General features: G+C 45.4%; 25 protein-coding genes and 3 pseudogenes. 3 read left to right on the forward strand and 25 right to left on the reverse strand.

What is annotated here, in order from left to right:
* Positions 1 to 190: 190 nt before the first annotated feature.
* The 9 genes and pseudogenes from BM283_RS06835 to BM283_RS20505 all read right to left on the reverse strand — a co-directional run bounded on the left by BM283_RS06835 (position 191) and on the right by BM283_RS20505 (position 7,024).
* Positions 191 to 1,450: an MFS transporter gene (locus BM283_RS06835; RefSeq protein WP_217646464.1), complete on the reverse strand. Its 1,260-nt coding sequence runs from the start codon at positions 1,448 to 1,450 to the stop codon at positions 191 to 193.
* Between the two features lie 71 nt (positions 1,451 to 1,521).
* Positions 1,522 to 2,355, reverse strand: coding sequence for a BON domain-containing protein (locus BM283_RS06840; RefSeq protein WP_090691285.1), 834 nt, complete (start codon positions 2,353 to 2,355; stop codon positions 1,522 to 1,524).
* On the reverse strand, positions 2,352 to 2,597 hold the full coding sequence (locus BM283_RS18010) for a hypothetical protein (protein ID WP_139225213.1): 246 nt from the start codon (positions 2,595 to 2,597) through the stop codon (positions 2,352 to 2,354). The genes BM283_RS06840 and BM283_RS18010 overlap by 4 nt, the downstream gene beginning before the upstream one ends.
* The gene (locus tag BM283_RS06850; RefSeq protein WP_090691366.1) at positions 2,578 to 3,849 is read right to left on the reverse strand and encodes an MFS transporter; all 1,272 of its coding nucleotides are present in this window, start codon (positions 3,847 to 3,849) and stop codon (positions 2,578 to 2,580) included. Before BM283_RS06850 ends, BM283_RS18010 begins: the two co-directional genes overlap by 20 nt.
* Positions 3,846 to 4,931: a glycosyltransferase family 4 protein gene (locus tag BM283_RS06855; RefSeq protein WP_090691292.1), complete on the reverse strand. Its 1,086-nt coding sequence runs from the start codon at positions 4,929 to 4,931 to the stop codon at positions 3,846 to 3,848. The genes BM283_RS06850 and BM283_RS06855 overlap by 4 nt, the downstream gene beginning before the upstream one ends.
* A 784-nt stretch (positions 4,932 to 5,715) precedes the next feature.
* Positions 5,716 to 5,922 carry a hypothetical protein gene (locus BM283_RS06860; protein WP_090691296.1) on the reverse strand — a complete coding sequence of 69 codons (207 nt, stop codon included), beginning with the start codon at positions 5,920 to 5,922 and terminating at the stop codon, positions 5,716 to 5,718.
* A 94-nt stretch (positions 5,923 to 6,016) separates the two neighbouring features.
* Complete coding sequence (locus BM283_RS06865; protein ID WP_090691299.1) at positions 6,017 to 6,358, reverse strand: hypothetical protein; 342 nt, start codon at positions 6,356 to 6,358, stop codon at positions 6,017 to 6,019.
* Positions 6,359 to 6,389: 31 nt separating this feature from the next.
* Positions 6,390 to 6,620, reverse strand: coding sequence for a hypothetical protein (locus BM283_RS06870; protein ID WP_090691301.1), 231 nt, complete (start codon positions 6,618 to 6,620; stop codon positions 6,390 to 6,392).
* Between the two features lie 68 nt (positions 6,621 to 6,688).
* Positions 6,689 to 7,024: pseudogene (locus tag BM283_RS20505) on the reverse strand (DNA methyltransferase).
* Positions 7,025 to 7,319: 295 nt separating this feature from the next.
* On the opposite strand from BM283_RS20505, the gene BM283_RS06880 reads away from it, so the two are divergent.
* Positions 7,320 to 8,141, forward strand: a complete 822-nt coding sequence (locus BM283_RS06880) for an IS630 family transposase (RefSeq protein WP_090691305.1) — start codon at positions 7,320 to 7,322, stop codon at positions 8,139 to 8,141.
* 15 nt (positions 8,142 to 8,156) lie between these two features.
* Here the strand turns inward: BM283_RS06880 and BM283_RS06885 are convergent, their stop codons facing one another.
* Complete coding sequence (locus tag BM283_RS06885; protein WP_254776244.1) at positions 8,157 to 9,266, reverse strand: tyrosine-type recombinase/integrase; 1,110 nt, start codon at positions 9,264 to 9,266, stop codon at positions 8,157 to 8,159.
* A 760-nt stretch (positions 9,267 to 10,026) separates the two neighbouring features.
* Here BM283_RS06885 and BM283_RS06890 point away from each other — a divergent pair.
* Positions 10,027 to 10,338: a hypothetical protein gene (locus BM283_RS06890; protein WP_090691308.1), complete on the forward strand. Its 312-nt coding sequence runs from the start codon at positions 10,027 to 10,029 to the stop codon at positions 10,336 to 10,338.
* 764 nt (positions 10,339 to 11,102) lie between these two features.
* Here the strand turns inward: BM283_RS06890 and BM283_RS06895 are convergent.
* The 5 genes from BM283_RS06895 to BM283_RS06915 all read right to left on the reverse strand — a co-directional run bounded on the left by BM283_RS06895 (position 11,103) and on the right by BM283_RS06915 (position 15,838).
* On the reverse strand, positions 11,103 to 12,287 hold the full coding sequence (locus BM283_RS06895) for a class II fructose-bisphosphate aldolase (RefSeq protein WP_090691311.1): 1,185 nt from the start codon (positions 12,285 to 12,287) through the stop codon (positions 11,103 to 11,105).
* Between the two features lie 40 nt (positions 12,288 to 12,327).
* Positions 12,328 to 12,669, reverse strand: a complete 342-nt coding sequence (locus tag BM283_RS06900) for a hypothetical protein (RefSeq protein WP_090691314.1) — start codon at positions 12,667 to 12,669, stop codon at positions 12,328 to 12,330.
* A 36-nt stretch (positions 12,670 to 12,705) separates the two neighbouring features.
* A complete protein-coding gene (gene cbbX / locus BM283_RS06905; protein WP_090691317.1) occupies positions 12,706 to 13,635 on the reverse strand; it encodes a CbbX protein in 930 nt (309 codons plus the stop codon).
* 271 nt (positions 13,636 to 13,906) lie between these two features.
* Positions 13,907 to 14,341, reverse strand: a complete 435-nt coding sequence (locus BM283_RS06910; protein ID WP_090691320.1) for a ribulose bisphosphate carboxylase small subunit — start codon at positions 14,339 to 14,341, stop codon at positions 13,907 to 13,909.
* Between the two features lie 21 nt (positions 14,342 to 14,362).
* Positions 14,363 to 15,838 carry a ribulose-bisphosphate carboxylase large subunit gene (locus BM283_RS06915; RefSeq protein ID WP_090691323.1) on the reverse strand — a complete coding sequence of 492 codons (1,476 nt, stop codon included), beginning with the start codon at positions 15,836 to 15,838 and terminating at the stop codon, positions 14,363 to 14,365.
* Positions 15,839 to 16,014: 176 nt separating this feature from the next.
* Between BM283_RS06915 and BM283_RS06920 the strand changes: the two genes are divergently transcribed.
* On the forward strand, positions 16,015 to 16,989 hold the full coding sequence (locus tag BM283_RS06920; protein ID WP_090691326.1) for a LysR family transcriptional regulator: 975 nt from the start codon (positions 16,015 to 16,017) through the stop codon (positions 16,987 to 16,989).
* Positions 16,990 to 17,122: 133 nt separating this feature from the next.
* Here BM283_RS06920 and BM283_RS06925 read toward each other — a convergent pair whose 3' ends face one another.
* From BM283_RS06925 to BM283_RS06960, 10 genes and pseudogenes are all read right to left on the reverse strand, one after another.
* Positions 17,123 to 17,356: a hypothetical protein gene (locus BM283_RS06925; RefSeq protein ID WP_090691329.1), complete on the reverse strand. Its 234-nt coding sequence runs from the start codon at positions 17,354 to 17,356 to the stop codon at positions 17,123 to 17,125.
* A gap of 239 nt (positions 17,357 to 17,595) precedes the next feature.
* On the reverse strand, positions 17,596 to 17,907 hold the full coding sequence (locus BM283_RS18735; RefSeq protein ID WP_090691332.1) for a hypothetical protein: 312 nt from the start codon (positions 17,905 to 17,907) through the stop codon (positions 17,596 to 17,598).
* A 14-nt stretch (positions 17,908 to 17,921) separates the two neighbouring features.
* Positions 17,922 to 18,254, reverse strand: a complete 333-nt coding sequence (locus tag BM283_RS06935; RefSeq protein WP_090691334.1) for a hypothetical protein — start codon at positions 18,252 to 18,254, stop codon at positions 17,922 to 17,924.
* Between the two features lie 585 nt (positions 18,255 to 18,839).
* Positions 18,840 to 19,049, reverse strand: a pseudogene (locus BM283_RS18740) (IS5/IS1182 family transposase); the annotation flags it as partial.
* A gap of 159 nt (positions 19,050 to 19,208) precedes the next feature.
* Positions 19,209 to 19,718 (reverse strand): DUF1993 domain-containing protein, encoded by a 510-nt coding sequence (locus tag BM283_RS06940; protein WP_090691337.1) that lies wholly within the window; start codon positions 19,716 to 19,718, stop codon positions 19,209 to 19,211.
* A gap of 360 nt (positions 19,719 to 20,078) precedes the next feature.
* A pseudogene (locus BM283_RS06945) lies at positions 20,079 to 20,588 on the reverse strand (transposase); the annotation flags it as partial.
* A gap of 45 nt (positions 20,589 to 20,633) precedes the next feature.
* The gene (locus tag BM283_RS06950) at positions 20,634 to 21,947 is read right to left on the reverse strand and encodes a sensor histidine kinase (protein ID WP_090691340.1); all 1,314 of its coding nucleotides are present in this window, start codon (positions 21,945 to 21,947) and stop codon (positions 20,634 to 20,636) included.
* A complete protein-coding gene (locus BM283_RS06955) occupies positions 21,931 to 22,623 on the reverse strand; it encodes a response regulator transcription factor (RefSeq protein ID WP_090691343.1) in 693 nt (230 codons plus the stop codon). The genes BM283_RS06950 and BM283_RS06955 overlap by 17 nt, the downstream gene beginning before the upstream one ends.
* Before the next feature lie 22 nt (positions 22,624 to 22,645).
* Positions 22,646 to 22,945, reverse strand: a complete 300-nt coding sequence (locus BM283_RS19385; RefSeq protein WP_217646465.1) for a hypothetical protein — start codon at positions 22,943 to 22,945, stop codon at positions 22,646 to 22,648.
* Entirely contained in the window at positions 22,920 to 23,537 is a 618-nt protein-coding gene (locus BM283_RS06960) for a hypothetical protein (RefSeq protein ID WP_217646466.1), read from the reverse strand. Before BM283_RS06960 ends, BM283_RS19385 begins: the two co-directional genes overlap by 26 nt.
* Positions 23,538 to 23,686 lie beyond the last annotated feature (149 nt).

Genomic DNA, 23,686 nt, shown 5'->3' on the forward strand with positions numbered 1-23,686 from the left:
TCTCATCCGCGAATATCCAATGGACAGACCCGGACGAATGATCACGCGGCAGTCCAATTCCTCTTATCACCTTATACTCTTCTTACCGACCATGCTCAATATACCATTCAATCTTCGTCCCAGCACTATTGGTCAATGCGTGGAGAGCTGCGTCGCAAGCTTAATCGCCTCAGGCTCTTCGGCAGCATAATTATTCCGTCCAATTTGTTCTCATCCAGCGGATGACATAAGCCGAGACGATGGCGGTCAAAAAGAATCCAGTTCCGATTCCTACGACACTCGGGAGTCCCCCGATCTCTTGCGTCATCCAGCCGAACAACGTCATCCCTGCGATGGCTGCTCCCATCGCGCCAAGATTGTAAATGGCCAGGACACGTCCCAGCATTGCCCGCGGCGCGATCTCCTGCAGGATGCCCCAGGCAATCGGAGTCACCGCGCCAGCTCCTATACCGATCACGAACAAGAGCAGCGCGGCGGGAAGACGATTGGAAGTCAAGACCAATCCCCATATGGCGAACCCACTGACCAGACTGGACACCATTATCATTTGAATGCGCCGGTAAAGTGGCCAACCGGACAGAGAGACCAACCCCAGCGACATCACCAAAAGCCCTACACCGTAGATAGACCAGAAATAGCCGACCTCGATCGGACCTAAATCCAGCATCTCCTTCCCGAACACTGGGAACAAAGTGCTGAAGGCGCTTGCTGAAAATGTGTAGGCTATAGCAACACCAATTAACAGTAGGATCATCCGCTGATCGAACAACACGTACCGAAATCCGTTCCGCACATCCTGAAACATATTGGTCAGCGAAGTTACCACCGCCGAGGCCGATTCGGCTGCCGGAAAGCGAATAATCAGGAAACAAACGGCCGAGACGAGATAACTGACAGAATTGATACAGAGCACCTCTTGTGAACTCATCGTTGCGATTCCTATGCCGCTCAGTGCGGGGCCAATGATGATGCCAATGCTCGTCGTTGTCTGTAAAAGCGCATTGGCCGCCGTAAATTCATGCCGGGCGACCAAGAGCGGAATCGAGGCAGTCAGCGCCGGTCCGAACACGGCCGTCGCAACCGCATGAACGAAAACCAGGATATAAAGAAGCTCAATGCTGAAGGATTCGACCGAGATCAAACAGGGTATGAAACCAAGTACCACGGCACGGATGAGATCGCTACCGATCAGCAGTAATTTCTTGGGCAGCCGGTCGACGATGACCCCGATGAAAGGCCCGAACAGAATCGGCGGGACCGTCTGCAGCAAGCCGATGATCGTGGTCTTAAGCGGAGAACCGGTAATAGCATAGACGAACCACAGTAGCGCCAGCTTGGACACCCCATCACCGACCTGCGAGACCATCTGACCCCACCATACGAGGGTAAAGTCTCGTGTGAGGAATTGCGGCGACCAGCTAACTGTCGGGCTCAGCCCGGATTCATTCATGTTGCATCGTTTCATAGTGAGTTAGAATTCGTGGAATGAAACCAGCTTGGGCACTATGGATATGGAACCGTTTACTCAGCTGTAATGAGCCGGACGGTACTGGTGTTCACCGCCTTGACACCGGGCACCTGGCGAGCCGCCTGAGCCGCCTCCAGAATAATGACCTGAAATCGCGTAGATCCAGTCAACGTAACGACTCCTCCTTCCGTTTTTACCTCGAATTTCACCGCTTGCAATGTTCCACTCTTTTCGAATCGTTCTTTTATCAGTTGAGTGATGATTTTGTCTCGCTCGACGACGAGCCCATGAGAGGCATTTGGATTCACTTTCAGACGATTCTCGACCGCATGCACTCCGTCGAGACAACGGATAATATCTGCCGCCGTCTGCTTTTCGCTGTCACTGGTGACCTTGCCGAGAAGGACCAGATCCTTGCCTTTTGCGTCAATTTCAATGTCATAGGGAAAAAGTCGGGAATCAGCCATGAGCGCTAGCTTGGCCGTGATTATCAGCGAGTGTATCGATTTTTTCCCTTCGGCTTCCTCGAACTTGGTTTTGTCCGTTGGCGTCTGATCTGTGGACGACTGGCCGTTTGCCGCCGGTTTGTTGTCTGCTGGCGGATTGACTTGGGGGCATGGCCGTTCGTCGGCAACCCTTTCCACTTCTTTTTGGTGCGATTCCATATCCTTTGGTTTCGCTTCCGACTCCTCCGACTCCTGTTCCAGTTCCTTGAGTTTATGTTCAAACTCATGGATCGTCGGTTCGGTCTCCTTAAGCTTCGGCACCACCTCAGGGTTGATTTTGAGAGATTCGGCGCCGAGCAGGATTCGTCCATCTACCAACGCCATGCTGCATATCAGAGCGATCAATGCAGCAAATCTGAATGAACGGAAGAAAAAGATCATGGCATCACGTCTTCATGCTGAATCACGTCCGAATCCTCTCCACGGATTTGTCCTGCTGTACGCGCCGCACTGTAAGGCATTCGATTCACCGCTGCGAAAGAAACCGGAAATACACGATAAACTGGGTAAGCACGAGAACCACATGCGCGAGAAGATGAAACAAGGCAATCATACGGAGGCCACGGGCTCTGTAAACCCGTGGTCCAGAGAAATTCCGGATAACTAGGTCGTGGCTGGAGCATAATCTCGACGACTCACATGAATCGTCACCATTGCAGTGAGCAACAGGGCCAATCCGATACCGACCAGGCTTGCAGCCGGACCGATTTCATCCGAAGCCCATCCAAACCCCGCCATGCCAACCATAGCAGAAGCCATTCCTCCAGTACTAAACGTGGTGAAAACACGTCCTAAGAGGTGTTCGGGCGTGACTTCCTGGAGCGTGGCTGACACGACTGGGTAATACACCGATGTGGTGCCGCCGATGACGCTGATCAGCAACATTGTGCTCGCTAACAACGGCGTCTCTATCAATCCAAGACTGCAGACCGCCAGACCTCCCACTGCCAGGAACTTAGCGATTCGACCGATGCGATTGCGAAAATCGCCTTGTGGTACCCACGCCAACCAGAGGGAAGCCGCCAGCATTCCGATCCCCAATGCCGACCAGATCCATCCCAACTCGAGCGGTCCGACCTGCAACACTTCTTTCGCGACGACAGGCAGCATGAACACAAAACCACTGATAGCCAAATTATAGAGCACGGCTGTAATCATCAAAGCGAATACAATTCGGTGTTGGATAAAGACGAACCGGAACCCCACGGCCAGATCCTGGATGATGGGGGTAGACAAGACTTCCAGCCGTTTGACCACGTGACTATCGCGTACGGCGATCGGAATGATGCACAACGCGGAAATAAAGTATGCCGCGGCGTTGAAATACAGAACGTTCTGCACTCCGACCACTGCAATGCCCAGGCCGCCCAAGGCCGGACCCAGCAGAACTCCGACGTTCGTCGTGCTTTGAATAAGCGCATTGGCCGAGGTCAATTGTGATCGATCGACAATCAAGGGAACGGCCGATGATAGCGCCGGCCCAAAAATCGTGGAGACAATCGAATTCAAGAACACGAGCACATAGAGACGTTCGAGCGTCAATACGTCAAAGGCATAACATACGGGAATGAGCAGTACGGTCAGCGTACGCACCAAGTCAACGACAATCATTACCATTTTTTTCGGCAGACGATCCAGATAGACGCCGATCAAAGGACCAAAGACCAACGGTGGAATGGTCTGCAGAAGACCGATCACGGTCATCTTGAGTGCGGACCCGGTAAGTTCATAGACGAACCAGAGGAGCGCCACTTTGCTCAGGCCATCCCCGATCTGGGAAATGGCCTGTCCGGCCCAGAGCATCCCAAAATCTTTGGTCCAGAGTAATCTCCAACCACTCGTGGCAGACTGCACCGTAACATCCTTCTCTTTCATAGCCATTTCGCAGACATCCCTTCTGCAATCGTGTTTCGCTTTCCGGGAAACACTTGCGGCCCGCTCAGTATTTGTTGGTACGCCTGGACATAATTCCGCACCATCTGCTCGACGGTAAACCGTTCTTCAAATACCTGGCGGCATCGCCGCCGATCGATCAAGGAGATGCCTTCGACATGTTTGGTCATCTCATCAAGGTCTTCACTAATCAGACCGGTCACCCCATGTTCGATGATTTCGGGGATAGAGCCGCGGCGGTATCCGAGCACGGGCGTACCACAAGCCAACGCCTCGATCAAAACCAATCCGAACGGTTCGGGCCAATCATAAGGACAAACCATAGCAAGAGCATTGCCGATGAAATCATTCTTTTGCACATCGGTCACTTCACCGACAAACTCAATCAACGGATGATCCAGTAACGGTTCAACCACACGTTCGAAATAAGCTCGATCGGCCTGATCGACTTTTGCCGCAATTCGCAATGGTATGCCGACCCGCTTGGCCAATTCGATGGCGTGGTCTGGACACTTCTCCGGGGCAATACGCCCAAGGAATGCCAAATATTGACCCGGTTCAGGATGAGCACTGTATAAGTCGCTGGGCAATCCGTGATACACAGTAGCCAACCAATTACACCAAGGTAATGGACTTCGCTGCGAATTTGAAATGGAAATCAAGGGTAATTCGGAGAACTCACGGAATACTGGCGCCAGTTCCGGCAAGTCCAACCGCCCGTGCAATGTGGTAACCACCGGCACGGGGGAACGCCGCGAAAGAGAAAAGGCCAAAAAATCGAGATGCGAATGGATCACATCAAACTGGTCAGCCACGCTGAAGACCTGTTCCATCATCGAAATTAGCGGGGCCTCCCGGCTACAGATGCCAGTGTAGAGACGAAGTGCTTGATTGCAAGGAGCTTCCAGTTTCGCTTTCGTTAAGGAATCGCCACTCGCGAATAATGTTACGTCATGCCCTTGGCGAACGAGTTCTTCGGTTATGTAAGAGACTACCCGTTCTGTCCCTCCATACATCTTTGGTGGCACACTTTCCCATAGGGGTGACACTTGCGCAATTTTCATTGGAACGACTCCTTTGTATGTGTATAAGAAAATAAGTACTCTTATTCATAATTACATTACAGGCATTAGGAAATATAGGTAACTTTTCTTTCAGAGTTGTCTTTCTTTTTTAATCTGACTCTTCCTCTCTATAAAGCAAATGTTAGTGCAATATACTGCCTTTTTTCCTACTTATGATTTGTACCTTATCTGCTGAGTAACGTAACAAAAAATTTTTGGTTGACACGCAAATGAAAAGATTTGCAGGATAACCCGCTCCACTAATAATCTGGCTGCCTGGCATCCCCTTCTTTAGCTTTGCTTACCATCTGACTAATAATCTCGGGCATATGTTCTGCAATATTCTCTCGCAGCTTTGCTATTTTGCCTGTACCAGGCTTGCGTCCATTAGGATTTTCGGACTCTCCTGATTTCCAGCGACCTTACTTCTTTTCTATCGTTTCATTGTTGCTTTTCTCCTGTTTTAACAAGACAAGAAATTTAAATTTGATCGAGCATTTTCAATCTAAATAAAAAAATCACACGTACTATTTTTGATAAAAACGAGGGGAAAAAACCGACCAAACCGACGAAACCGACTCAACTTTCCATTTTGCCGCATTCCGCGTTGTATCATCTTTTACAAATCGCAAGCCATTGACTACACGTCCAGCACGACGTTTTATCTATCATCCTAGATGTCTAGGGTTAATAGTTCCATCCCGCTCGCCTGCAATATCGGTGACAGTTTCATTAAGCATTTCATTAAATGGTTTGCCGTTAAAATAATCTTGCGCTGCAGATACTACTTCTTTAACCAGCGTAGCTGTTTACCAAATTTGTTATGCCAAGCCTGCAAGAAATCCCCCAGTAATTCCCGGTCGGGGTCATCATTTATGTATTCAAAAATACAGGCCGCTGGATCTGGCAAACCCAACCATAGCAATGATTGCCGGCAGTAGTCTGACCACTCAGCATAACTGGCGATAGTTTTACATTCAGTTTTTGGCATACCAGCACATATCCAAGCGCGAATAATGGTCAAAACAAGTGATACATATCGACCTCGATTTCTTTTGACCTCAATAACCGGTTGCTTGCGGAAGTCACGGGCTGCTGGTAACTCGCAAGTAGGGTCTAAGATACATAGTGACTGTTCGCCGTGTCATATCGCGTATCGGATCAACATTGTTTCCGCTCGATAAGAACAAAGTACGGGTGCCAACTTCAACAGTCTTGCTTTGCCCCAATATCCGCCCAAATATGAATTTACTGGTAAGCGCAGTACATAACGATTTATGTGGTATTAAATCCCCAGTCAGATTATCAAATTCGATAACAGCAGGAGCAGTTAATAACTCTGCCAGCAATAACTTCCGACATTCTTCATCATCAGCGGGAAACGCAAGGGGCTTTCCTTTTTGGGGTGTCGCAAAAGCAGTTAACAATTCACAAAAATAGCTTTTACCGCTTCCAATGCTAGTGAATCATCGAAGCTAGTGATAATGAGGGTCTTATGACAGCAGTCAAAATACCGGCAATTGCTGCGGCCCGATCATGTTCAGTTTTAAATGCAAATTCATTAAGTAATTCAGATAATTCCATCAGAGCTTGTTCCGCCTGATTGAAAGTTGGATGATTTGGAACATTGAATTGCCTCTCATCAAAAGCACCAAACATGCCTGTTGCTTTATCATAACCAGCATTCATTACTAAACTTCTATCATGCCTTAAATGCGGTTGACAAGCGATGCCATTCAGTAATGACAGATACTCAGCTAATCCAACCGCAGAGCATTACCGCAGGTAATCCAGTTCTGGGCATCCAACGGCAGGAACTCCATCAAAGCAAGTTTTTGTCCGCGATAAAGCACATCACATTGATACTCAGCAATGATTAAGGCAAGACGGGCAATTTCAGCTGGAAAATCGCGCAATTCAATTCCAAAAAAGTTTGTCAGTGGGATTTCGGAGGGTCAATCTGCTTCACCACGCCGTTTATTAACTTCTGCTTCAATGGCGCGCATCTCTTTATAGGCGATCACTAGGAAATTTCCTGAACCGCAGGCGGGGTCAAATACCCGAATCCTTGCCATGCGTTTGCGGAGGTTCAAGTGTCCGGTGCTAGAAGAAGATTAGCGTTTAATAACACTGGTTTACAATTGTATATTCAATGATGAATATCAGAAAGATAGCATATGTTGAAATATGTTTTTATCCTTCATACATAATTGAATTGCATGATTAGGTATTGTAAGCACTACCCCACTGATCGAAATGGTAATATAGCTGCACCTGTCTTTAACGCTTCCAGATAGTCAGCCCAGTCCTGCATCATGTGTGCCCGTGGTTCCAAATACAAGGCATGGTTATATAGCATAACCAGATAATTTTGATTATAATGTAAAGATGGCATATTCATTAGATTACCGCCGTAAAGTCCTGTCTGTCCGAGAGAAAGAAGGACCTACGATAGCCGGGGTGGCGGCCCGGTTTGATGTTGGCGTGGCCAGTGTGACGCGCTGGGTTAAGAACATCCATCGTAAACCTCAAGGGTTTCGTCAACGCAAGATTGATCTTGAGGTATTGCGGCAGGATATTCGAGATTATCCTGATGCTTATCAGTATGAGCGGGCAAAACGTTTGGGTGTAGCGCAGAACGTTATTTTTCTGGCGCTCAAAAAGCTTGGCATCACCTATAAAAAAACTCTGAAGCATCCCAAAGCAATTGATCACGCACGGCGCATCTTCCAGGAGAAGATGGCTGCCTATGAAGCTGCAGGCCGGGCCATTGTTTACATTGATGAAAGTGGCTTTGCACAGGATGCACCGCGCGCACACGGTTATGCACCTGCTGGCCAGAGATGCCATGGCACCCATGACTGGCATGCGCCAGGTCGTACCCACGCGATCGGCGCCCTGATCGGAAAGCTATTGCTCACCGTCAGCCTGTTTTCAGTCAATATCAATGCCGATGTGTTTCACGGATGGGCGATGCAGGACCTGCTGCCTAAATTGCCGTCACATGCCGTCGTTGTGATGGATAATGCCACCTTCCATAAGAGGCAGGATACGCAAGAGGCCATACAAAACGCTGAGCACACCCTTGAATACTTACCCGCTTATTCTCCTGATCTTAATCCCATTGAACATACATGGGCACAGGCCAAAGCACTGCGTAAACAACAAAACCAGACCGTTGAGATGCTCTTCAAATCCTATACATTCTGAATCATTCTTAACTGGTTAGGCTATAGCTTGCTGATACTGTATCACGTTTCTGCGTGCCAGTTGCAATTCAATATGGTCATGGTTATAGCCACGTTCATGAAGGATTGTTGAAGCGATACCCCTGAAGCCGTGGCCAGTCATACGAGAGTGATATCCCATAAGGTAGAGTGCATACAATATGGTGTTGTTGCTCATCGTTTTGCCGTCTCTGCGTTCACTAGGAAATAGTAGAGTTTCATCAGAAGATAGATTTTTGATTTCCTCTAATACAGTGAAAGCCTGATCGGATAATGGCACTATATGCGGTGCTCTCATTTTCATGTGCTGTGCTGGAATACGCCATATTTTCTTGTCCAGTTCTATTTCATCCCATCTTGCGCCAATCAATTCACTAGTTCGAACAAACGTTAATGCCATTAATTGTAGAGCTAGCTTAGCCAATGGCTGCCCGTCGTATTCATCTATTTTGCGAAGTAAGTCGGGCAAATCCTTCTGATCCAACCGTGCATAATTAGTTTTCTTGGTGGGTTTCAGTACATCAGAAGGTTTGATATCTGCTGCTGGGTTGGGTTCTGCCAATCCGTGGCCTATTGCATAGCGGAATACCTGTCCACATGCAGTTAATGCACGCCCAGCAATATCCAAGGCTCCCCTTGCTTCAATCCTTTTAATCATCATTACTAGTGCTGGTGCAGTAACTTCATTGATGGGTTTGCTGCCGATAATAAGGAATACGTCCGTTTCCAGTCGCCTGATCGTATAACCTGCATGTCGCTCCGTTCTGCCATGTTTCCAATGATTCCACCATTGGCGTGCCACCGATTCAAAACTGTTTTTTACTGCGATGGCTTCTTTCTGTTTTTGTTCTTGACGGTATAGTGAAGGGTCAATCCCTTTTGCGAGTAATTCTTTAAAGCGTACATGCTGATTACGTGCTTCTTTCAATGTCACATCAGGATATATGCCGAGAGAAAGCATTTTTGCCGTGGCATTGATACGATAACGATATCGCCACCATTTGGCGCCGGAAGGTTGAATATATAAAACCAATCCTTGACCATCAGTTAGCGAGTAAGGCTTATCTTTGGGCTTAGCTGCTTTAATGATTGAATCTGTCAGCTTCATGCGAACCCCTGCAGCATATGTTTATATGAGAATGTGAGTAACTTTTTTGTGAGTATTATAATTACTCACAAATTTATAATGTTACTCACATTTCACAAGATTGGCTAAGGTTAGCTATAATCTAATGAAGTTATTTATTTATAAGGATAAATTTGGTATTGGTGGCGACGTTTTGAAGATAATTGTCGGAGAGAGAGTCAGCCTTTATTCGATCTTAATCAATTGATATTTAATATTATTATAATCAGTATGCTAAATTGTTCTTCCCTTTAGTCTTTCCTTTCAATTTAGAACGAGATATATAATCTTAGAGTAATTTTCTCTATTCGGATGCACTATTATTATTCTACACATGAATTTTCCTTTGTGAGAATCACCACCTTGAAGATAGATATTCAATCTAATGAGATTCGAATTCATTGTGTGCCGTGCAGGTAGCAGTCCTATAACTCATCGGCGCATACTTATGAAAACAACTGTTGCATTATACGGCGTATGGTGGAATCAGGGGCGCGATTGATTAATCGGGATCATTGAGAACTATCATGATGTTCCTCGTTGAAAGATGTATGAGAAAAAGCAAAGCGCCCAAGGCCAATTGATGACCGTGGGCGCTTTGTAGGACACGACGCTTTCAGATTATCGAGCCCATAGCGTCGCCAAAGGCTCTTGTACTGAGGAGGATGATCATGGACTGCGAAACATGCGGTAAAGATCTCGGATTAGGCCCTCGATATGTTCTCTTAGATGAAATACACAAATGTGCCTTTGGCAAGCGCCCGACGCGATGCCGGAAGTCAATATCTGGGAAGCAGCCATACTCGGTTATTATTGCTATGAGCAATATGCGATTGAGGCTGCTAGCTCATATTTAACCCTTGCAGGTGGCGAAGCCACATGGTCAGACGTTCTACCGATTGAAGATTGCGGCATTTGCAGAAAAAGTTTTAATACCAATACATGGCATAAAGTGCTTACATTGAGTAAAGAGCGTGGTCATGAAAGCAAGCTTGAAATTATCAACAATAAATATGTGGCTCGATTTTGTCAGAAATGTAATCCTGTAGTTTGATGCTCTTGCGGCATAGGGCAGCAAACAACGCCTGGAAATCAAATATAAGCATTCGCTAACTCTTCATACTCAACCAGATTGGCCATAATATTCATTGATTGGAATTTAGAAGAAGTTTAGGAGAAGCTGAGCATCTTTTTAGAGCACTCTAAATAACCATTACCCTTCCTAGACATAAAGCAGTTACCCACAGCCTTATCCACGAAAATTGTGGATAGAAGTTTAGCGAAATATATATTGTTGTTTTGAAGATCTGGTTTTTAGTTAGTACAATTCATGACAAGTAGGAATTACGTATAAGCATAAACCTTAAAGAGTGAGCTAGAGCAAGTTACTGCTTACTTTAATTTGCTGATTATAGAAACACAATCCAATTTGAAGCTAATATGGCAGAACTTAAAGATGTCGTTTAACTAGTTTGTCACAAAACACTTGACCAAGTCATGAGCAACAAGACTGCCTGGGAGAAAGCAGCTGAGTCATAGAGCACGAGCTACTTATGCTTGCTTGAATGCTTTCATCAAAGTCCTGCCATTGGCCATTATGACTTTAATCACGTGTGATAGATTCACGGTCTGCTCAGGTTTGAACCGCTTTCCTACTGATACCATTTACTGCCTCCTAGAGTGAGTTATTCCATTTCTAAATCAAAAGTTAATTATTAATTCCGGCAAGTAATTGAAAATTACATCGGGTGAATTCGTATCATAAGTTAATACCTCTCTCAATTTTTGGCACTAAAAATGACCTCAGTTCAGGATCTTTTAAAGCATTCTAGATATGGATGGAGAGAATGCAATGCTCAGTTTTGGATTGGCTGAGTTTGATAGTAGGCTGAAAATACGATCATTGATAACTTGGCTGCAATGATTGATGACATCGTGATGAACAAATTGTACCCGCCAGCAGATGTGGATCTGATTGGGGTCGTTAATGGACCAGCCGGAGAAAACTTGGCGCACACCTGGCACAGAGCTTAATTGTTCCTGGCCATGTTCAATTAATGTATTGATCTGTAGTAAATGACACTTTTCAACCTGAAAGATGACAATTTGTTCCGCTAGTTGCCAAGTACGGCATTGCATGAGTACTTCCGCTGCTCGGCCAGAGGAACCCCATAGGTGCATGAAGATTTTGATGCGCTCAATGAGTTTATCTTTAATACCCTGTAGCACCTCGATATAACCTTTTTTAGCATGCCCCTGCACATTGCAACGAATAACTGCTGCAGCTGTATCTGAAAGTTCGGTATAGCAATTGATTTTTGCAACGCCATTCAAAATTAATTTGTGGTACTGGTCTTCAGCCAAACCGCTGCCGCCGTGAAGTACGAGTGGAATTCCGATTTCTTGATTGATATGCTTCAGGCGTTTGAGATCAAGCTTGGTGTGGTGGTGCTGGCGGCCATGCCGCGTGCCAATGGAAACGGACAAGAAATCTACACCGCTACGATTAACATATGCTTTTGCTTCTGCAACCGGTGTAAAACAAGCTTCGCCCAAATGGTTTACTGCATTTTCTCCTTCTGCGCCGCCAACAAAACCGAGTGCGCCTTCGATTGCAGCGCCGCATGCGTGTACCGTTTCTGCAACGCGGCTAGTTTGGGCGATATTGACGGTAAACGTTTCAGCGGAAACATCCAGCATGACGCTATTGCATCCCAGGCTAATTGCTTGAGAGATTGATTCAGGTGTTTGGGCGTGATCAAAATGGATTGCGACCGGCACCTTGGCTTGCTGTGCCGCCCGCTCGACAGCTGGCATGATCAATTTAAAATCATGTCGATCGAAGAGTGGTTCAGATAGATTAAGAATGGCAGGAGAACGGCAAGACTCGGCAGCTATGATGATAGCTTCCAGAAAATCCAGGCTTACCAGCCCAAAACCACCAATTGCGTAGTTGTTTTGATAAGCATGTTTTAACATATCGCGCATATCAACTAACGGCATATTGTCCTCGGGAATCGGTTAGTATTTTATCTTTAATAAATTAGATTTTTTCGAGAGCTTGTTCCAGATCATCCAGCGCGGATCCCATGATAAGCCCCGCACAGCTATGGTATAATTGCAATTCACATGCGATCGGTAAGTGCAAATTGTTTCTTCCGCGAATTTTGAATTCCCGCCACGCCATGACCGGCTGATCGTCAGCATTACTATCGACGCATAACCACATCTCCTTATCCAGAATGACTTCCAAGCCGCGATGCTGAAGTAATGCAACACGCAATGGGCCGCCTACTCGCAACAAAGCTAAACGGACCTGGTTATAGCAAACAGCGTTGATCTGTTTGGGAAAAATGCGTAATGGATGCATTAAGGTATCATCCATCTCGTCACGATTCCATGGTGTGTGATTACATGATATTTAAGCAGGACCGGTTGCAGTATCCGGTTTTCCTTCAAGGAAAACTCGGCTGGCTCTAATGTCTTCTGCTTCAATGGTCATCAGGTCAATATTAGTGAGTGTTTTTTTGCCTCCTGTAAACAATCGATTAGCTTGGCGTAGACGAGCCCGATCCAGTGCATTTCTTACCGAGCGGGCATTGGCAAAAAATTCCTGGGCCATCCGCAACCGGATATATTCGATAAATGCTTTTTCTCCATCTGGACTAAAGCGGTAGTTTTGGGCCGCTAGCATCAACTTGGCTATTGCGACTAATTCATCGACGCCATAGTCAGGAAAATCAATGTGATGCGCGATCCGTGATCGCATACCTGGGTTGCTTTGGAAAAATTTATCCATCCGATCTTTATAACCCGCCAAAATAACCACTAAGTCATCACGATTGTTTTCCATTGTTTGCAACAGGATTTCAATAGATTCGGCTCCATAATCGCGCTCATTCTCTGGTTTGTAGAGATAGTAGGCTTCATCAATAAATAATACCCCACCCATGGCCCGTTTAATCACTTCTTTGGTTTTCGGAGCGGTATGTCCGATGTACTGACCAACCAGATCATCTCGTGTTACCGAAACCAAATGTCCTTCCCGCACATAATCCAAGCGATGCAGAATTTCAGACATGCGCGATGCTACAGTCGTTTTGCCGGTACCAGGATTACCAGTAAAGCACATATGCAAGCTTGGAGCGCCCGCTGATAATCCGAGTCGCTTGCGGACGCGATCCACGAGTAACAACGCTGCAATCTCATGAATACGAGCCTTGACTGGTTTTAATCCAATCAATTCGCGGTCCAGTTTGTCCAGTACTTCACGTATGTTGGATTCTCGAAATTCTGCATCTAAATCGACGAACTGTTCATCCGCTTTTAGAATTTTAGATTGCTCAGCCATGATAAGTCCTTTAAGCAAGATAATTAGATTCTGAGTATTTTCTTAAGTAATAAACGCAAATGTAACTTGCTTTTTCAATCGACTTATAGAATTCAGCATCCAAATCAACCGAAAGATTTTCAGCAGTTCTGAGGTGTTTAGATTCTCGTTTCATGCTGCCTCTCCCACGAAAAGTAATCGAACACGCGTTCATTTCTATATGCGATACGAAAGTATCATTATTCTCCTCCTCCCTTTACATGTTCGAAGTAAAGAGAGGATTGAAGCAATTTTAGTAACGCTCTCCTTCCGGTTTATCTGTTGCATAAGAATGGATGGAATATTGAATATTTCTACCCGCCGTCTCTCGACGAATCAGACCGAAACCAGGTTCTTTTTCAGGTCGATTGACAATGTAAGACATGGTCGGGCTTTCAAAACCACGTGTAGAGTTGAAAGCAGTTACCCGGATATAGTGATTGGGAAATGTTTTACGACAATTGTTGATTTCCATCAGTATTCCCGCAGGATCCTTCAAATCAAACATTGGATTACCGTACATTTCCCAGTAGGTATCGCGCGGATGAGGGTCATCCGTGTACTCAACACCGATTGCCCATCCATTGTTCAACGCATATTTGATTTGCGCTGAGATTTGTTTATCCGTTAACGGCGGCAGAAAAGAAAACTGCCCTTGTGTGAGACGATTGCCTGGATTTGTCATCATGATATTTTCTCCTTTAACCCATTAAACACTGGCAGTGGCTGAAGGTACAAAATCTGCGGTGTCGGTGGATTCATAGTTGAACGTGACATCCTTCCAAGTATCCAATGCCAGTTTCAATGGCGTACACCATTTCGCTGCTTCGGCGAGAATTTCAGGTCCTTCTTTGACATAATCGCGGCCTTCATTACGCGCCATGATCATGGCTTCGAGTGCTACGCGGTTAGCGGTTGCGCCTGCTTGAATGCCTTGTGGATGTCCTATAGTACCACCACCGAATTGCAACACCACGTCTTCACCCAAGTAATCGAGCAATTGGTGCATTTGGCCGGCATGAATCCCACCGGATGCCACTGGCATCACTTTTCTCAAGGATGCCCATTCTTGATCAAAGAACAGGCCATGTTCAAGATTTTTCTCGGTTCTGGCTTCACGCAAGGTATCGTAGAAACCTTTGATCATGAGTGGGTCTCCTTCCAGTTTTCCAACAACGGTTCCGGCATGAATATGGTCAACTCCGGCCATGCGCATCCACTTACAAATGACCCGAAAGTTCATGCCATGATTTTTTTGCCGGGAATAAGTCGAATTACCAGCACGATGTAAATGCAAGATCATATCGTTCTTGCGAGCCCATTTCGCCATCGATTGAATGGCCGTGTAACCAACCACCAAGTCGATCATGATAATGGCCGAGCCCAGCGATTTGGCAAATTCAGCACGTTCGTACATGTCTTCCATGGTAGCTGCCGTGACATTCAGATAATGCCCTTTGACTTCACCGGTAGCGGCTGATGCTTTATTAACTGCCTCCATACAGAATAAGAAGCGATCGCGCCAGTGCATGAAAGGTTGCGAATTGATATTTTCATCGTCTTTCATGAAATCGAGGCCGCCTTTGAGTCCCTCGTAGACCACTCGACCATAGTTGCGACCGGATAACCCTAACTTCGGTTTGGTTGTGGCACCGAGTAATGGTCGGCCAAATTTATCTAAGCGTTCACGTTCGACCACAATACCAGTTGCTGGTCCTTGGAAAGTTTTGAGATAGGCAACCGGAATACGCATGTCCTCCAGCCGCAATGCTTTCACAGCTTTGAAGCCGAATACGTTACCGATGATGGAAGCGGTTAAGTTGGCAATCGATCCTTCCTCGAACAGATCCAAGTCATAGGCGATATATGCAAAATATTGCTGTTCGGTTTTGGTACCTGGCCCAGTATTAGGAACTGGATCAACTTGATATGCTTTGGCGCGATATAACTCGCACGCTGTTAGACGGTCGGTCCAAACCACAGTCCAAGTTGCAGTTGATGATTCGCCAGCGACGGCTGCGGCCGCTTCTTCCGGTTCCACACCCTCTTGTGGTGTGACACGAAACAACGCAATCACATCGGTGTCTTTGGGAATATAGTCCGGTTCCCAGTAGCCCATTTTTTTGTAGGGGATTACGCCGGATTTATACCGTTCTTTTCCTTCTTTAATAGTTTCTGAAGTCATGGTTATCTCCAAGTTATTTAAATGAACCCGCGCGGTAGATTGCTAGAGTCAGGAGGATTTTTTACCTGCGGTTCAAAAAAAGTATACAATTAGGGAATCATAAATAATAATCAATTATTTTGATAGTCTCAATAGATAATAATCTATTGAAATATGGAAAGGAGAATTCAAATTCCATGCGCCACAGCACCATTCGACAATTGGAGGTTTTTGAAGCTATTGCACGCTTGAATAGTTTCACTCGTGCGGCTGAAGAATTATTTTTGACGCAACCGACTGTGTCGATGCAAATCAAAAAGCTGACTGATGATATTGGCTTACCGCTTTTTGAGCAGATAGGTAAAAAAATTTATCTGACCGATGCGGGGAAAGAGCTGTATCAGACTTGCCAGAGTATTTTTGAGCATTTTTCCCGATTCGAGATGATTGTGTCGGACATGAAAGGCCTTAAATCCGGGAAATTGCGGCTTGCAGTTGTAACGACCGCCAAATACTTCACGCCGCGATTATTAGGCATGTTTTGCCAGAAATACTCTGGCATTGATGTAGCGTTAAAAGTGACCAACCGCGAGCGTGTTCTGGAGCGATTAACCAACAATCAGGATGATCTTTACATCTTGGGTCAAGTTCCGGAAGGGATTGATGCCGTGGCAGAGATTTTCTTGGATAATCAGTTAGTCGTGCTAGCGGCTGCGGATCATCCGCTAGTCAATCACAAGAACATCAGTATTGACCGCATTTGTGATGAGCTTTTCATAATGCGCGAGCCTGGTTCGGGTACACGTATGGCGACCGAACGTTTTTTTTCGGAACGCAACAAAAAACTAAAGGTTCGCATGGAATTGGGTAGCAATGAAGCCATCAAGCAAGCGATTGTCGGACATTTGGGAATCGCGGTAATATCCAGCCATACCCTGGCATTGGATGCGCCGATGGGGCAGCTCGCAGTATTAGATGTCGAAGGTTTTCCAATTGAACGGCATTGGTATTTTGCATATCCATCTGGCAAGAAGTTATCGATTGTGGCGCAAACTTTCCTGGACTATTTGCGCCAGGCACATCATTCTCTGGGAGACTTATCCTGCCGCCATGCCATCACGGGCCATTGTCCGCTGCTAATAAATGGGACCGGTATAAAATCCGGTGGATAACGTCGTTTTTTCCAGGAATTACTCAATCATACATTTATAGGAATTTTCCAATAACTCATGGTTTGATCAGTTGAGTATACAGGATATCGGTCTAGTGATTAGTAAAAAACGCCTCGCTGGGAAAGATGATCAGTCACCTGACACAGGCAGGTGTAAATGTGCTGATGGGCTTTTGCGGCCTTGTGGTCGGTGACTTGGCCGCGGATGTGTGTGAATCATTACGCATAACGTACGGACGCCCTTTGCCGATAGTCACGAGATGTATTTTTGTTGTTCGTCCACCTTTGCTGCGATTAGTAGCATGTACGAAAGCCCCATTTTCCGCTCCGGAACAGCGATGGTTCTTGATAAACTTGCTTTCGATCATCAGCCGACCGGCTCTCCTTCCCTTTCGGCCGACGTAGAATTATATAAGAGTCAATTCATTACAGGTGATCTGTATTCATGAGGCTTTAATGTACCTTAGCCACCATGGAAGCAGCCGCAGCCACCCACCCCACACCCCAGACCATCCTTGGCAGTTTTCACCGTCATAGCTACCTCAATTTTTATGCGCGATCGCGTTGACTTCTGAATAACGATTGCGTAGATCCAAGTAATCAGCTATCAACTCGTTCTGCGAAATATCTGACAAACTAAAATTATCGGTCTCGGCTTTCCACTTGCTTTTAAAGTTATTGAATTACTCACAGCATACTGAACGATTTGATGGTCAACATCTATCATGTTCACATTGGTGGCTGTTGCCATGACCTGACCGATATCCACCTCATGCTTGATATAGGTCGCTTCATTATTCATGGTGGGAAATCCGTTCACGCAGAGACCATTCCTGTAAGTGCAATCATTATTACTATGTGAAATGATGAAAACATATTTTTTCTCGTCATTCTTCTCTTTTTTAATGATAATAAACAATTCTTTCTTCTATATCATTTCACAATTAATGAAGTAGCAAATTTGATGAAAAAATCCAGCCCCGTCATGAAATTAACGGTCACCAGCAATACAAATATGATGGCTGCGTAACCGATCAACGTTGCTGTCGTATGCATGGTTTTGATGAAACCACCCCTTCTCGCTTTGTCTTGTAAAAGAAAATCAGCATTTTCCCTAGCAATCTCAGCCAAATGACTTATCTGTTTCCCAAGCTCCAGTATCTTGCTGTTCTGAGAAGCTTTGAGAGTTTCTATCTCTTTCTCAAGACTCTCGGTCTTGGTTTTGTGAGCACATAACTCCATTGAATGAGGAAATTGATCTTGCATTTTGATAGCCCCTACTTGATGAGTCCGTGGCGTGTATTACTTCCCCTGATAGTTAATAGGCTCATGCAGTTACACCTTTTTTGTAGGAGCGATATACCAAGCCACTCACGAACAGGCTCTAATATGTAATTACAGATAAGAACCAAACCAGCAATCACTTCTGCTGATGGCGCGTTATCAATATTTATTTTGCGCCGCACAGGAAAATGGATCATGAATCCCTACCCTTTCGTTTATTTGAATGGTAAGAACTCTAAAGGCAAGGGGATGTTATATCCGGGGCTTTTTCCGTCGTAGAATATAAATTCTTTTCAATCCATTCAGCAATAGGCCTCAAAAAAATGTTTCATTTTCTCCTACAAAAGTTTTAAACCGGTAGTGCGAAACCGAAAAACAGCGAAAGGCTAAGGTTAGAGCCATCTTGTTGTGGTGTTGAAGATCCTGGTCGCCACATATAGAATTAATAACTAAGGACCAGAAACAAAAGCTTTATCTATAATCGCACTCATCTTTTCAGCTTTATCACCCTTCATCCACGCGCAAACTAGTATTGAGTTTTCGTGTGCAGTTTTTCCATAGTCTTCAGCATTTTTTCAGCCAAACAAAAGCCCGCTCGACCATCCAGCGTTGCGGCATGACGGCGAAAGTCAGGCCTTGGTATCCGCCATCAGCCAGAATGCATTGCAATTGCTGCAATTCTCCAACACATCGTCCGAGCGCAAGGAGAGCACCCTTGCGATCCATCACATCAGTGGTCGTAATGACAATCGCATGAGGAAGTCCTTGGCCATCGATTTTTGGGAGCTGATTTTAGCCGATTGTATCGAAAGAATCCTTCCTTGGATAATGTCTATGAGAGTAAAACACGCTTGGCACTTGCTTAATCATGAGGTGAGGCCATAATGAGGAACAATCAGAGGAGCTGTTTTTCTGATTAATCTCTTCTGAACAACTTTAATAGGTTCCCATAAAATCACCTTTGCCGACTTCCAAACCATTGTGCCGCAAAATCGCATAGGCAGTGGTTACATGGAAGAAGAATTGAGGAATGCCGTAGTTGTACAGGTAGTTGTGGCCAACCAGTTTTTTCTCTTTCGGCGTGCCCGGGCGTAACACGATTTCACGCGTTTCGCTGCCTTCAAATTGCGCGGGCGTCAGGCTTTCGATGAACGATAAGGTCTTGCTAATTCGTGCCTGCAAATCAGCGAAGGTCTGTTCGTTGTCTTCATACACCGGAACCTCAACTCCTGCCAGCCGCGCTGATACACTCTTGGCGAAATCGGCTGCGACTTGCACTTGGCGGATCAAGGGGAACATATCAGGGAACAATCGCGCATCCAGCAATACTTTTGGTTCAAATTTCTTCTCGATAGCATATGCCTCAGCCTTGGTCAAAATAGCACTGAGGCTCTTCAGTAGCTGTTTGAAAACAGGTACGGACGTAGTGTACATATAAGTAGTCATATATTTATATCAGTTAATTGAATTCAGTGCTTGTTATACGTTGACATTGAGTATCTCATGAATGGGCATGATGTTGTGCATTCAACACTTGAAGTAAGCAATCAAAAACGGAATCCAAGAAGGCAAGCTACAAGTAGGCCCAGCATAGTAACGCCGGATAAATAAACTTTTGACATGTAGAACCCAGATTGCGGGCACACTGTGAGAAGCAGGCATTACCAATTATCTCCTTGGATAAGTCGAAAACCGTAGTCATCTTTCTCTATAAAGTTATCAGTAGGAATCAAAACTTTTCGGGAATGCCAAGGCGTCCATTTGTCTGTCAAATTGAATCAACTCGCGCCCAGCTGTTCCATCTATGCCGTCTGATTGATAGCGCTTCAACCAATTGTAGAAAGTGGATCCGCGAATGCCAAGTTGAAGTAATGTCTGACGTACTGATAAACTGGATTGTTCAACCAAACGAATGATCTCGAATTTCTCAGAAGCGCTATATCTCATATACCGCTCTCCCCATCCCCGATCATGCTTTTTTTAAGCAGGCGGTTTTCCATTAACAATTCCGCCACGGTTTCTTTCAGTGCACGGGTCTCGCCTCGTAGATTCCTGACTTCACGGACGTCGCCTCGCGAGCAGTATCTCCGGCTAACCGTTTCTTCCCGACTTCCAAAAATTCTTTTGACCAGCGGTAATAGACATTGGCATTGATGCCTTCCTGACGGCATGGCTCTGCAATACTGTCTTCGCCTCGTAGATCTTCCAGCACGATCCGGTCTTTTCTTCTACTGAATAATTACGGCCGGTAGCACGGCGTATATCGCGTACGGTTTTCTCAACACTGCGGTTTTGATTGGTCTTCTCTGTCATCATCGTTTCCTTTTAAGTAACGATGAACCAAAACCCTCTCTTATGCAATCACGCTATTTTGTCCAATTTATGCTGACGGGAAACATTGAATAGCACTGTAAACTGAGACCCTAGCCCTTGCTTGCTTTCAAAAAATACCTTCCACCCATAACACTCACAGATACGTTGCACGATGGGTAAACCAAAGCCGCCAATTTTATTCATATCGCCTAGATTGGTCCTTGCTCGATGATTAAATACTCCAGCCTGTGTTGAGGGATCCATTCCGATGCCAGTATCGATAATTTTTAATTTACTGGATGTTATCACCACTATAGTAGTACCTTGCTCAGTATATAAAAATGCGTTGCGAACAAGATTGGCAACCAGAACACTGATAGCCCCTGATGGAGCAGAGACAATTAATTGCTCTTTTTCCTTGACGACGACGTCGACTGGTTTGCTGCCTAACCATATCCGTTGCTGTTCGATTACTCTGTGAACAATTGGGCCTACCTCGCAATCAACGAAATTATATTTTTTAGTTGGTTTACTGGAATTATGTGCCAGCAGGAGAAATGTTTCAATTAATTCTGACATTTCATCTACAGCTCTTTGAATTCTCTGAATTCGATTGCGTTCTTCCACAGACAGATTCTTTTTCATCGCTAATATTTGTGCAGCCAGACTTATGCTTGTAACCGGCGTTCGTAATTCGTGACTTACGTTTCTTGCAAATTCCTTTTCCCGAAGGAGAGTTTGCTGCAGTTGATCATGATAGTGCTGTATCTCACGTGCCAGAATACCTATCTCGTCATTATTGAATTGCGATAAGTCTAGATAGGCATCGGGTTTGTTCTTAAATGAAGTAATCTGATTAGCGAGTTGTTTGATTTGGCGAATAATTTGATGCGATGCTTTCAAACCGATAACGAGAGCAACGATCAGGACGGTAATCGAATATATCCAAGTCAAGTTGATAAACTCCTGCTCACGCTCACGGATACTTGTATCGTCAAATTTTACAATGTAACGATTGCTATCAATGTCTTTAACCAGGACTCGATAGTTTCTATTTTTATATACCAAATCATGTTTGCCTTGGGAAAGATGGCGCACATGCTCTGGCAGACGAGATATTGCGTCAAGAGGTGCAACGTAAATGCTCGTTGTACGTGAATGAAAAAAGCTGTGTGCGTGCGCATTCTCAATCTCGGATCGAAAATGCTGGAGTTCAGCAGCCAAAATATCGTCGAGCATGGTTTTCTCGACTGATTTGAATGCAGCGACCAAGCCCAGCCCAAGCATAAGGGTTAACACAACCCCAAATATTAAAAACGCAATGGTAATACGACGAGTGATGCGATTAGTCGTCTTTTGCATGCTTATGCTTATCGGTTAGTTTGTACCCAAATCCGCGCACGGTGTGCAATAGCGGTTGATCAAATGGTTTGTCGATAGCCTGACGCAGATACGAAAGGTGGGTTCGCAAGGAATCGCTATCAGGCGAATCGTCCTGCCAAATTGCATATTCGATTTCTTTACGCTTGATCACCCGGTGGGGATTTTGCATCAAAAACACCATTAACCGGAATAATATCGGATTGAGATGGATAGACCTACCCGCACGAGTCACTTTATGCGTATCCACATCAAGCAAAAGATCTCCGACTTGAAATTTCGAGGCCGGCATGCGGCTGATACGTTCAGACAATACCTTAACTCGGGCTGCAAGCTCTTTTAGATCGAATGGCTTCGGCAAATAATCATCCGCGCCTGCTTTGAATCCGTCTAGTTTATTTTCCAGTGTATTTCTAGCAGTCAACATGAGCACTGGTATAAGCCGCAATGCATCTTGACGAAGCCGACGACAAAGGTCAAGACCATCGATTCCTGGCAGACCTAGATCCAAGATTACGACATCGTAATTCTTTGTGACAGCAAGATGTAAGCCCGTAACCCCATCGCCTGCGGCATCTATTGTATAACCTAAAGTTTCCAGGTAATCACAGATACTTGCGGCAATTTCTTTAGAATCTTCTATAATAAGCACATTCATGAATGTGTTCCTATAATGTGAATTAGGAGCTGACTCGTAAAAAATTCCAGAAAAACAGAGCCGCAGCCAGCTCTCCAAATACATGTACCATAAGCCCGTTATAGGAACGAACTTTGCTGGCACATTCAATGCCTGTTTTTTCTTCTATCCAGGCAAATAATGCTTCAATTGGTTGCCGCACGCGAGAAACTGCGGTAGCCAACCATTGATCCTGTGGCTTCAGATGGGGCTGCCCTTTTTGTTTTTTAACCGGTGTCAGGACGGTCAGATTCTGAGCTCGCCTGATATATTCAGCGTCAGGCCCGTTGATAAGCTTTATCACCGTACAGCTCATTGTTGTGCAATTGTGGCCGAATCTGATCAAATATCTTGCCGTCATGGTCGCTCGCGCCAGTCACACCGATGTACTCAGGGATCGGCAATGAGCTTGGTTGGCGGCGGCCTATGATATGAACCCGTACACCATGATAGTACAACTTCTTGGTTGAGCAGTAGCCTGAATCCGCCAACTGTTTCGCTACACACGCGTTAAACCGGCGACCTTGCCTCGCAAGGATGACCGGAAATGAATCAGTCAACCAAACCTGCCCGGCATTCCTGGTTTCCTGTTCTTGCTGAATCAGTGCTAACAAGGGGGCAAACACATCGGCTACCCGATTCAGGCGCTGAACATAAGCCACATAACTTGGAAGTCGTGGAAACCAATCGCGTAAGTGGCGATCCGCATACTCATAAATACCTTTGATCTCTCGATGCTTGTCCATTACACCGAACAGGAAGAGAGTAATGACTTCTTCGTCGCTAAAGCTTAAATCCGCGTGGTTGCTCATTCTTTGACTATAAACCCAAAGAGTTTGCTGATAATGCTTGCAAACATAGAGATAAATCGTTATTAATCGGTTTTGCCAGTTCATTCGTTACCTTGATTGATTGAGGTTGGGTGATGTTTTCCTAATAGTTTAACGTTATTGATGGACTGGCTTCTATTTCAGCTCTTAATTCGCATTTAGTTATCATATTTTTTAAGACTACTATTGAATGAATGGCTCAGTATAGTTAAAAC

The sequence above is a fragment of the Nitrosomonas sp. Nm34 genome, from assembly GCF_900113925.1.
GTDB lineage: Bacteria > Pseudomonadota > Gammaproteobacteria > Burkholderiales > Nitrosomonadaceae > Nitrosomonas.

Bases quoted from the DNA above. Each gene is read 5' to 3' on its own strand.
- BM283_RS06900 (WP_090691314.1), bottom strand. From the start codon at position 12,669: ATGGATGATACCTTAATGCATCCATTACGCATTTTTCCCAAACAGATC.
- BM283_RS06910 (WP_090691320.1), bottom strand. From the start codon at position 14,341: ATGATGACAAATCCAGGCAATCGTCTCACACAAGGGCAGTTTTCTTTT.
- BM283_RS18010 (WP_139225213.1), bottom strand. From the start codon at position 2,597: ATGCTCCAGCCACGACCTAGTTATCCGGAATTTCTCTGGACCACGGGT.
- BM283_RS06855 (WP_090691292.1), bottom strand. From the start codon at position 4,931: ATGAAAATTGCGCAAGTGTCACCCCTATGGGAAAGTGTGCCACCAAAG.
- BM283_RS06940 (WP_090691337.1), bottom strand. From the start codon at position 19,718: ATGACTACTTATATGTACACTACGTCCGTACCTGTTTTCAAACAGCTA.
- BM283_RS06925 (WP_090691329.1), bottom strand. From the start codon at position 17,356: ATGATCGAAAGCAAGTTTATCAAGAACCATCGCTGTTCCGGAGCGGAA.
- BM283_RS06960 (WP_217646466.1), bottom strand. From the start codon at position 23,537: ATGAACTGGCAAAACCGATTAATAACGATTTATCTCTATGTTTGCAAG.
- BM283_RS06835 (WP_217646464.1), bottom strand. From the start codon at position 1,450: ATGAATGAATCCGGGCTGAGCCCGACAGTTAGCTGGTCGCCGCAATTC.
- cbbX (WP_090691317.1), bottom strand. From the start codon at position 13,635: ATGGCTGAGCAATCTAAAATTCTAAAAGCGGATGAACAGTTCGTCGAT.
- BM283_RS06870 (WP_090691301.1), bottom strand. From the start codon at position 6,620: ATGAATGCTGGTTATGATAAAGCAACAGGCATGTTTGGTGCTTTTGAT.
- BM283_RS06885 (WP_254776244.1), bottom strand. From the start codon at position 9,266: ATGAAGCTGACAGATTCAATCATTAAAGCAGCTAAGCCCAAAGATAAG.
- BM283_RS06895 (WP_090691311.1), bottom strand. From the start codon at position 12,287: ATGCCGTTAGTTGATATGCGCGATATGTTAAAACATGCTTATCAAAAC.
- BM283_RS06880 (WP_090691305.1), top strand. From the start codon at position 7,320: ATGGCATATTCATTAGATTACCGCCGTAAAGTCCTGTCTGTCCGAGAG.
- BM283_RS06935 (WP_090691334.1), bottom strand. From the start codon at position 18,254: ATGCAAGATCAATTTCCTCATTCAATGGAGTTATGTGCTCACAAAACC.
- BM283_RS06920 (WP_090691326.1), top strand. From the start codon at position 16,015: ATGCGCCACAGCACCATTCGACAATTGGAGGTTTTTGAAGCTATTGCA.
- BM283_RS06955 (WP_090691343.1), bottom strand. From the start codon at position 22,623: ATGAATGTGCTTATTATAGAAGATTCTAAAGAAATTGCCGCAAGTATC.
- BM283_RS06850 (WP_090691366.1), bottom strand. From the start codon at position 3,849: ATGAAAGAGAAGGATGTTACGGTGCAGTCTGCCACGAGTGGTTGGAGA.
- BM283_RS06915 (WP_090691323.1), bottom strand. From the start codon at position 15,838: ATGACTTCAGAAACTATTAAAGAAGGAAAAGAACGGTATAAATCCGGC.
- BM283_RS06840 (WP_090691285.1), bottom strand. From the start codon at position 2,355: ATGATCTTTTTCTTCCGTTCATTCAGATTTGCTGCATTGATCGCTCTG.
- BM283_RS06860 (WP_090691296.1), bottom strand. From the start codon at position 5,922: ATGCCAAAAACTGAATGTAAAACTATCGCCAGTTATGCTGAGTGGTCA.
- BM283_RS06950 (WP_090691340.1), bottom strand. From the start codon at position 21,947: ATGCAAAAGACGACTAATCGCATCACTCGTCGTATTACCATTGCGTTT.
- BM283_RS06890 (WP_090691308.1), top strand. From the start codon at position 10,027: ATGTGCCTTTGGCAAGCGCCCGACGCGATGCCGGAAGTCAATATCTGG.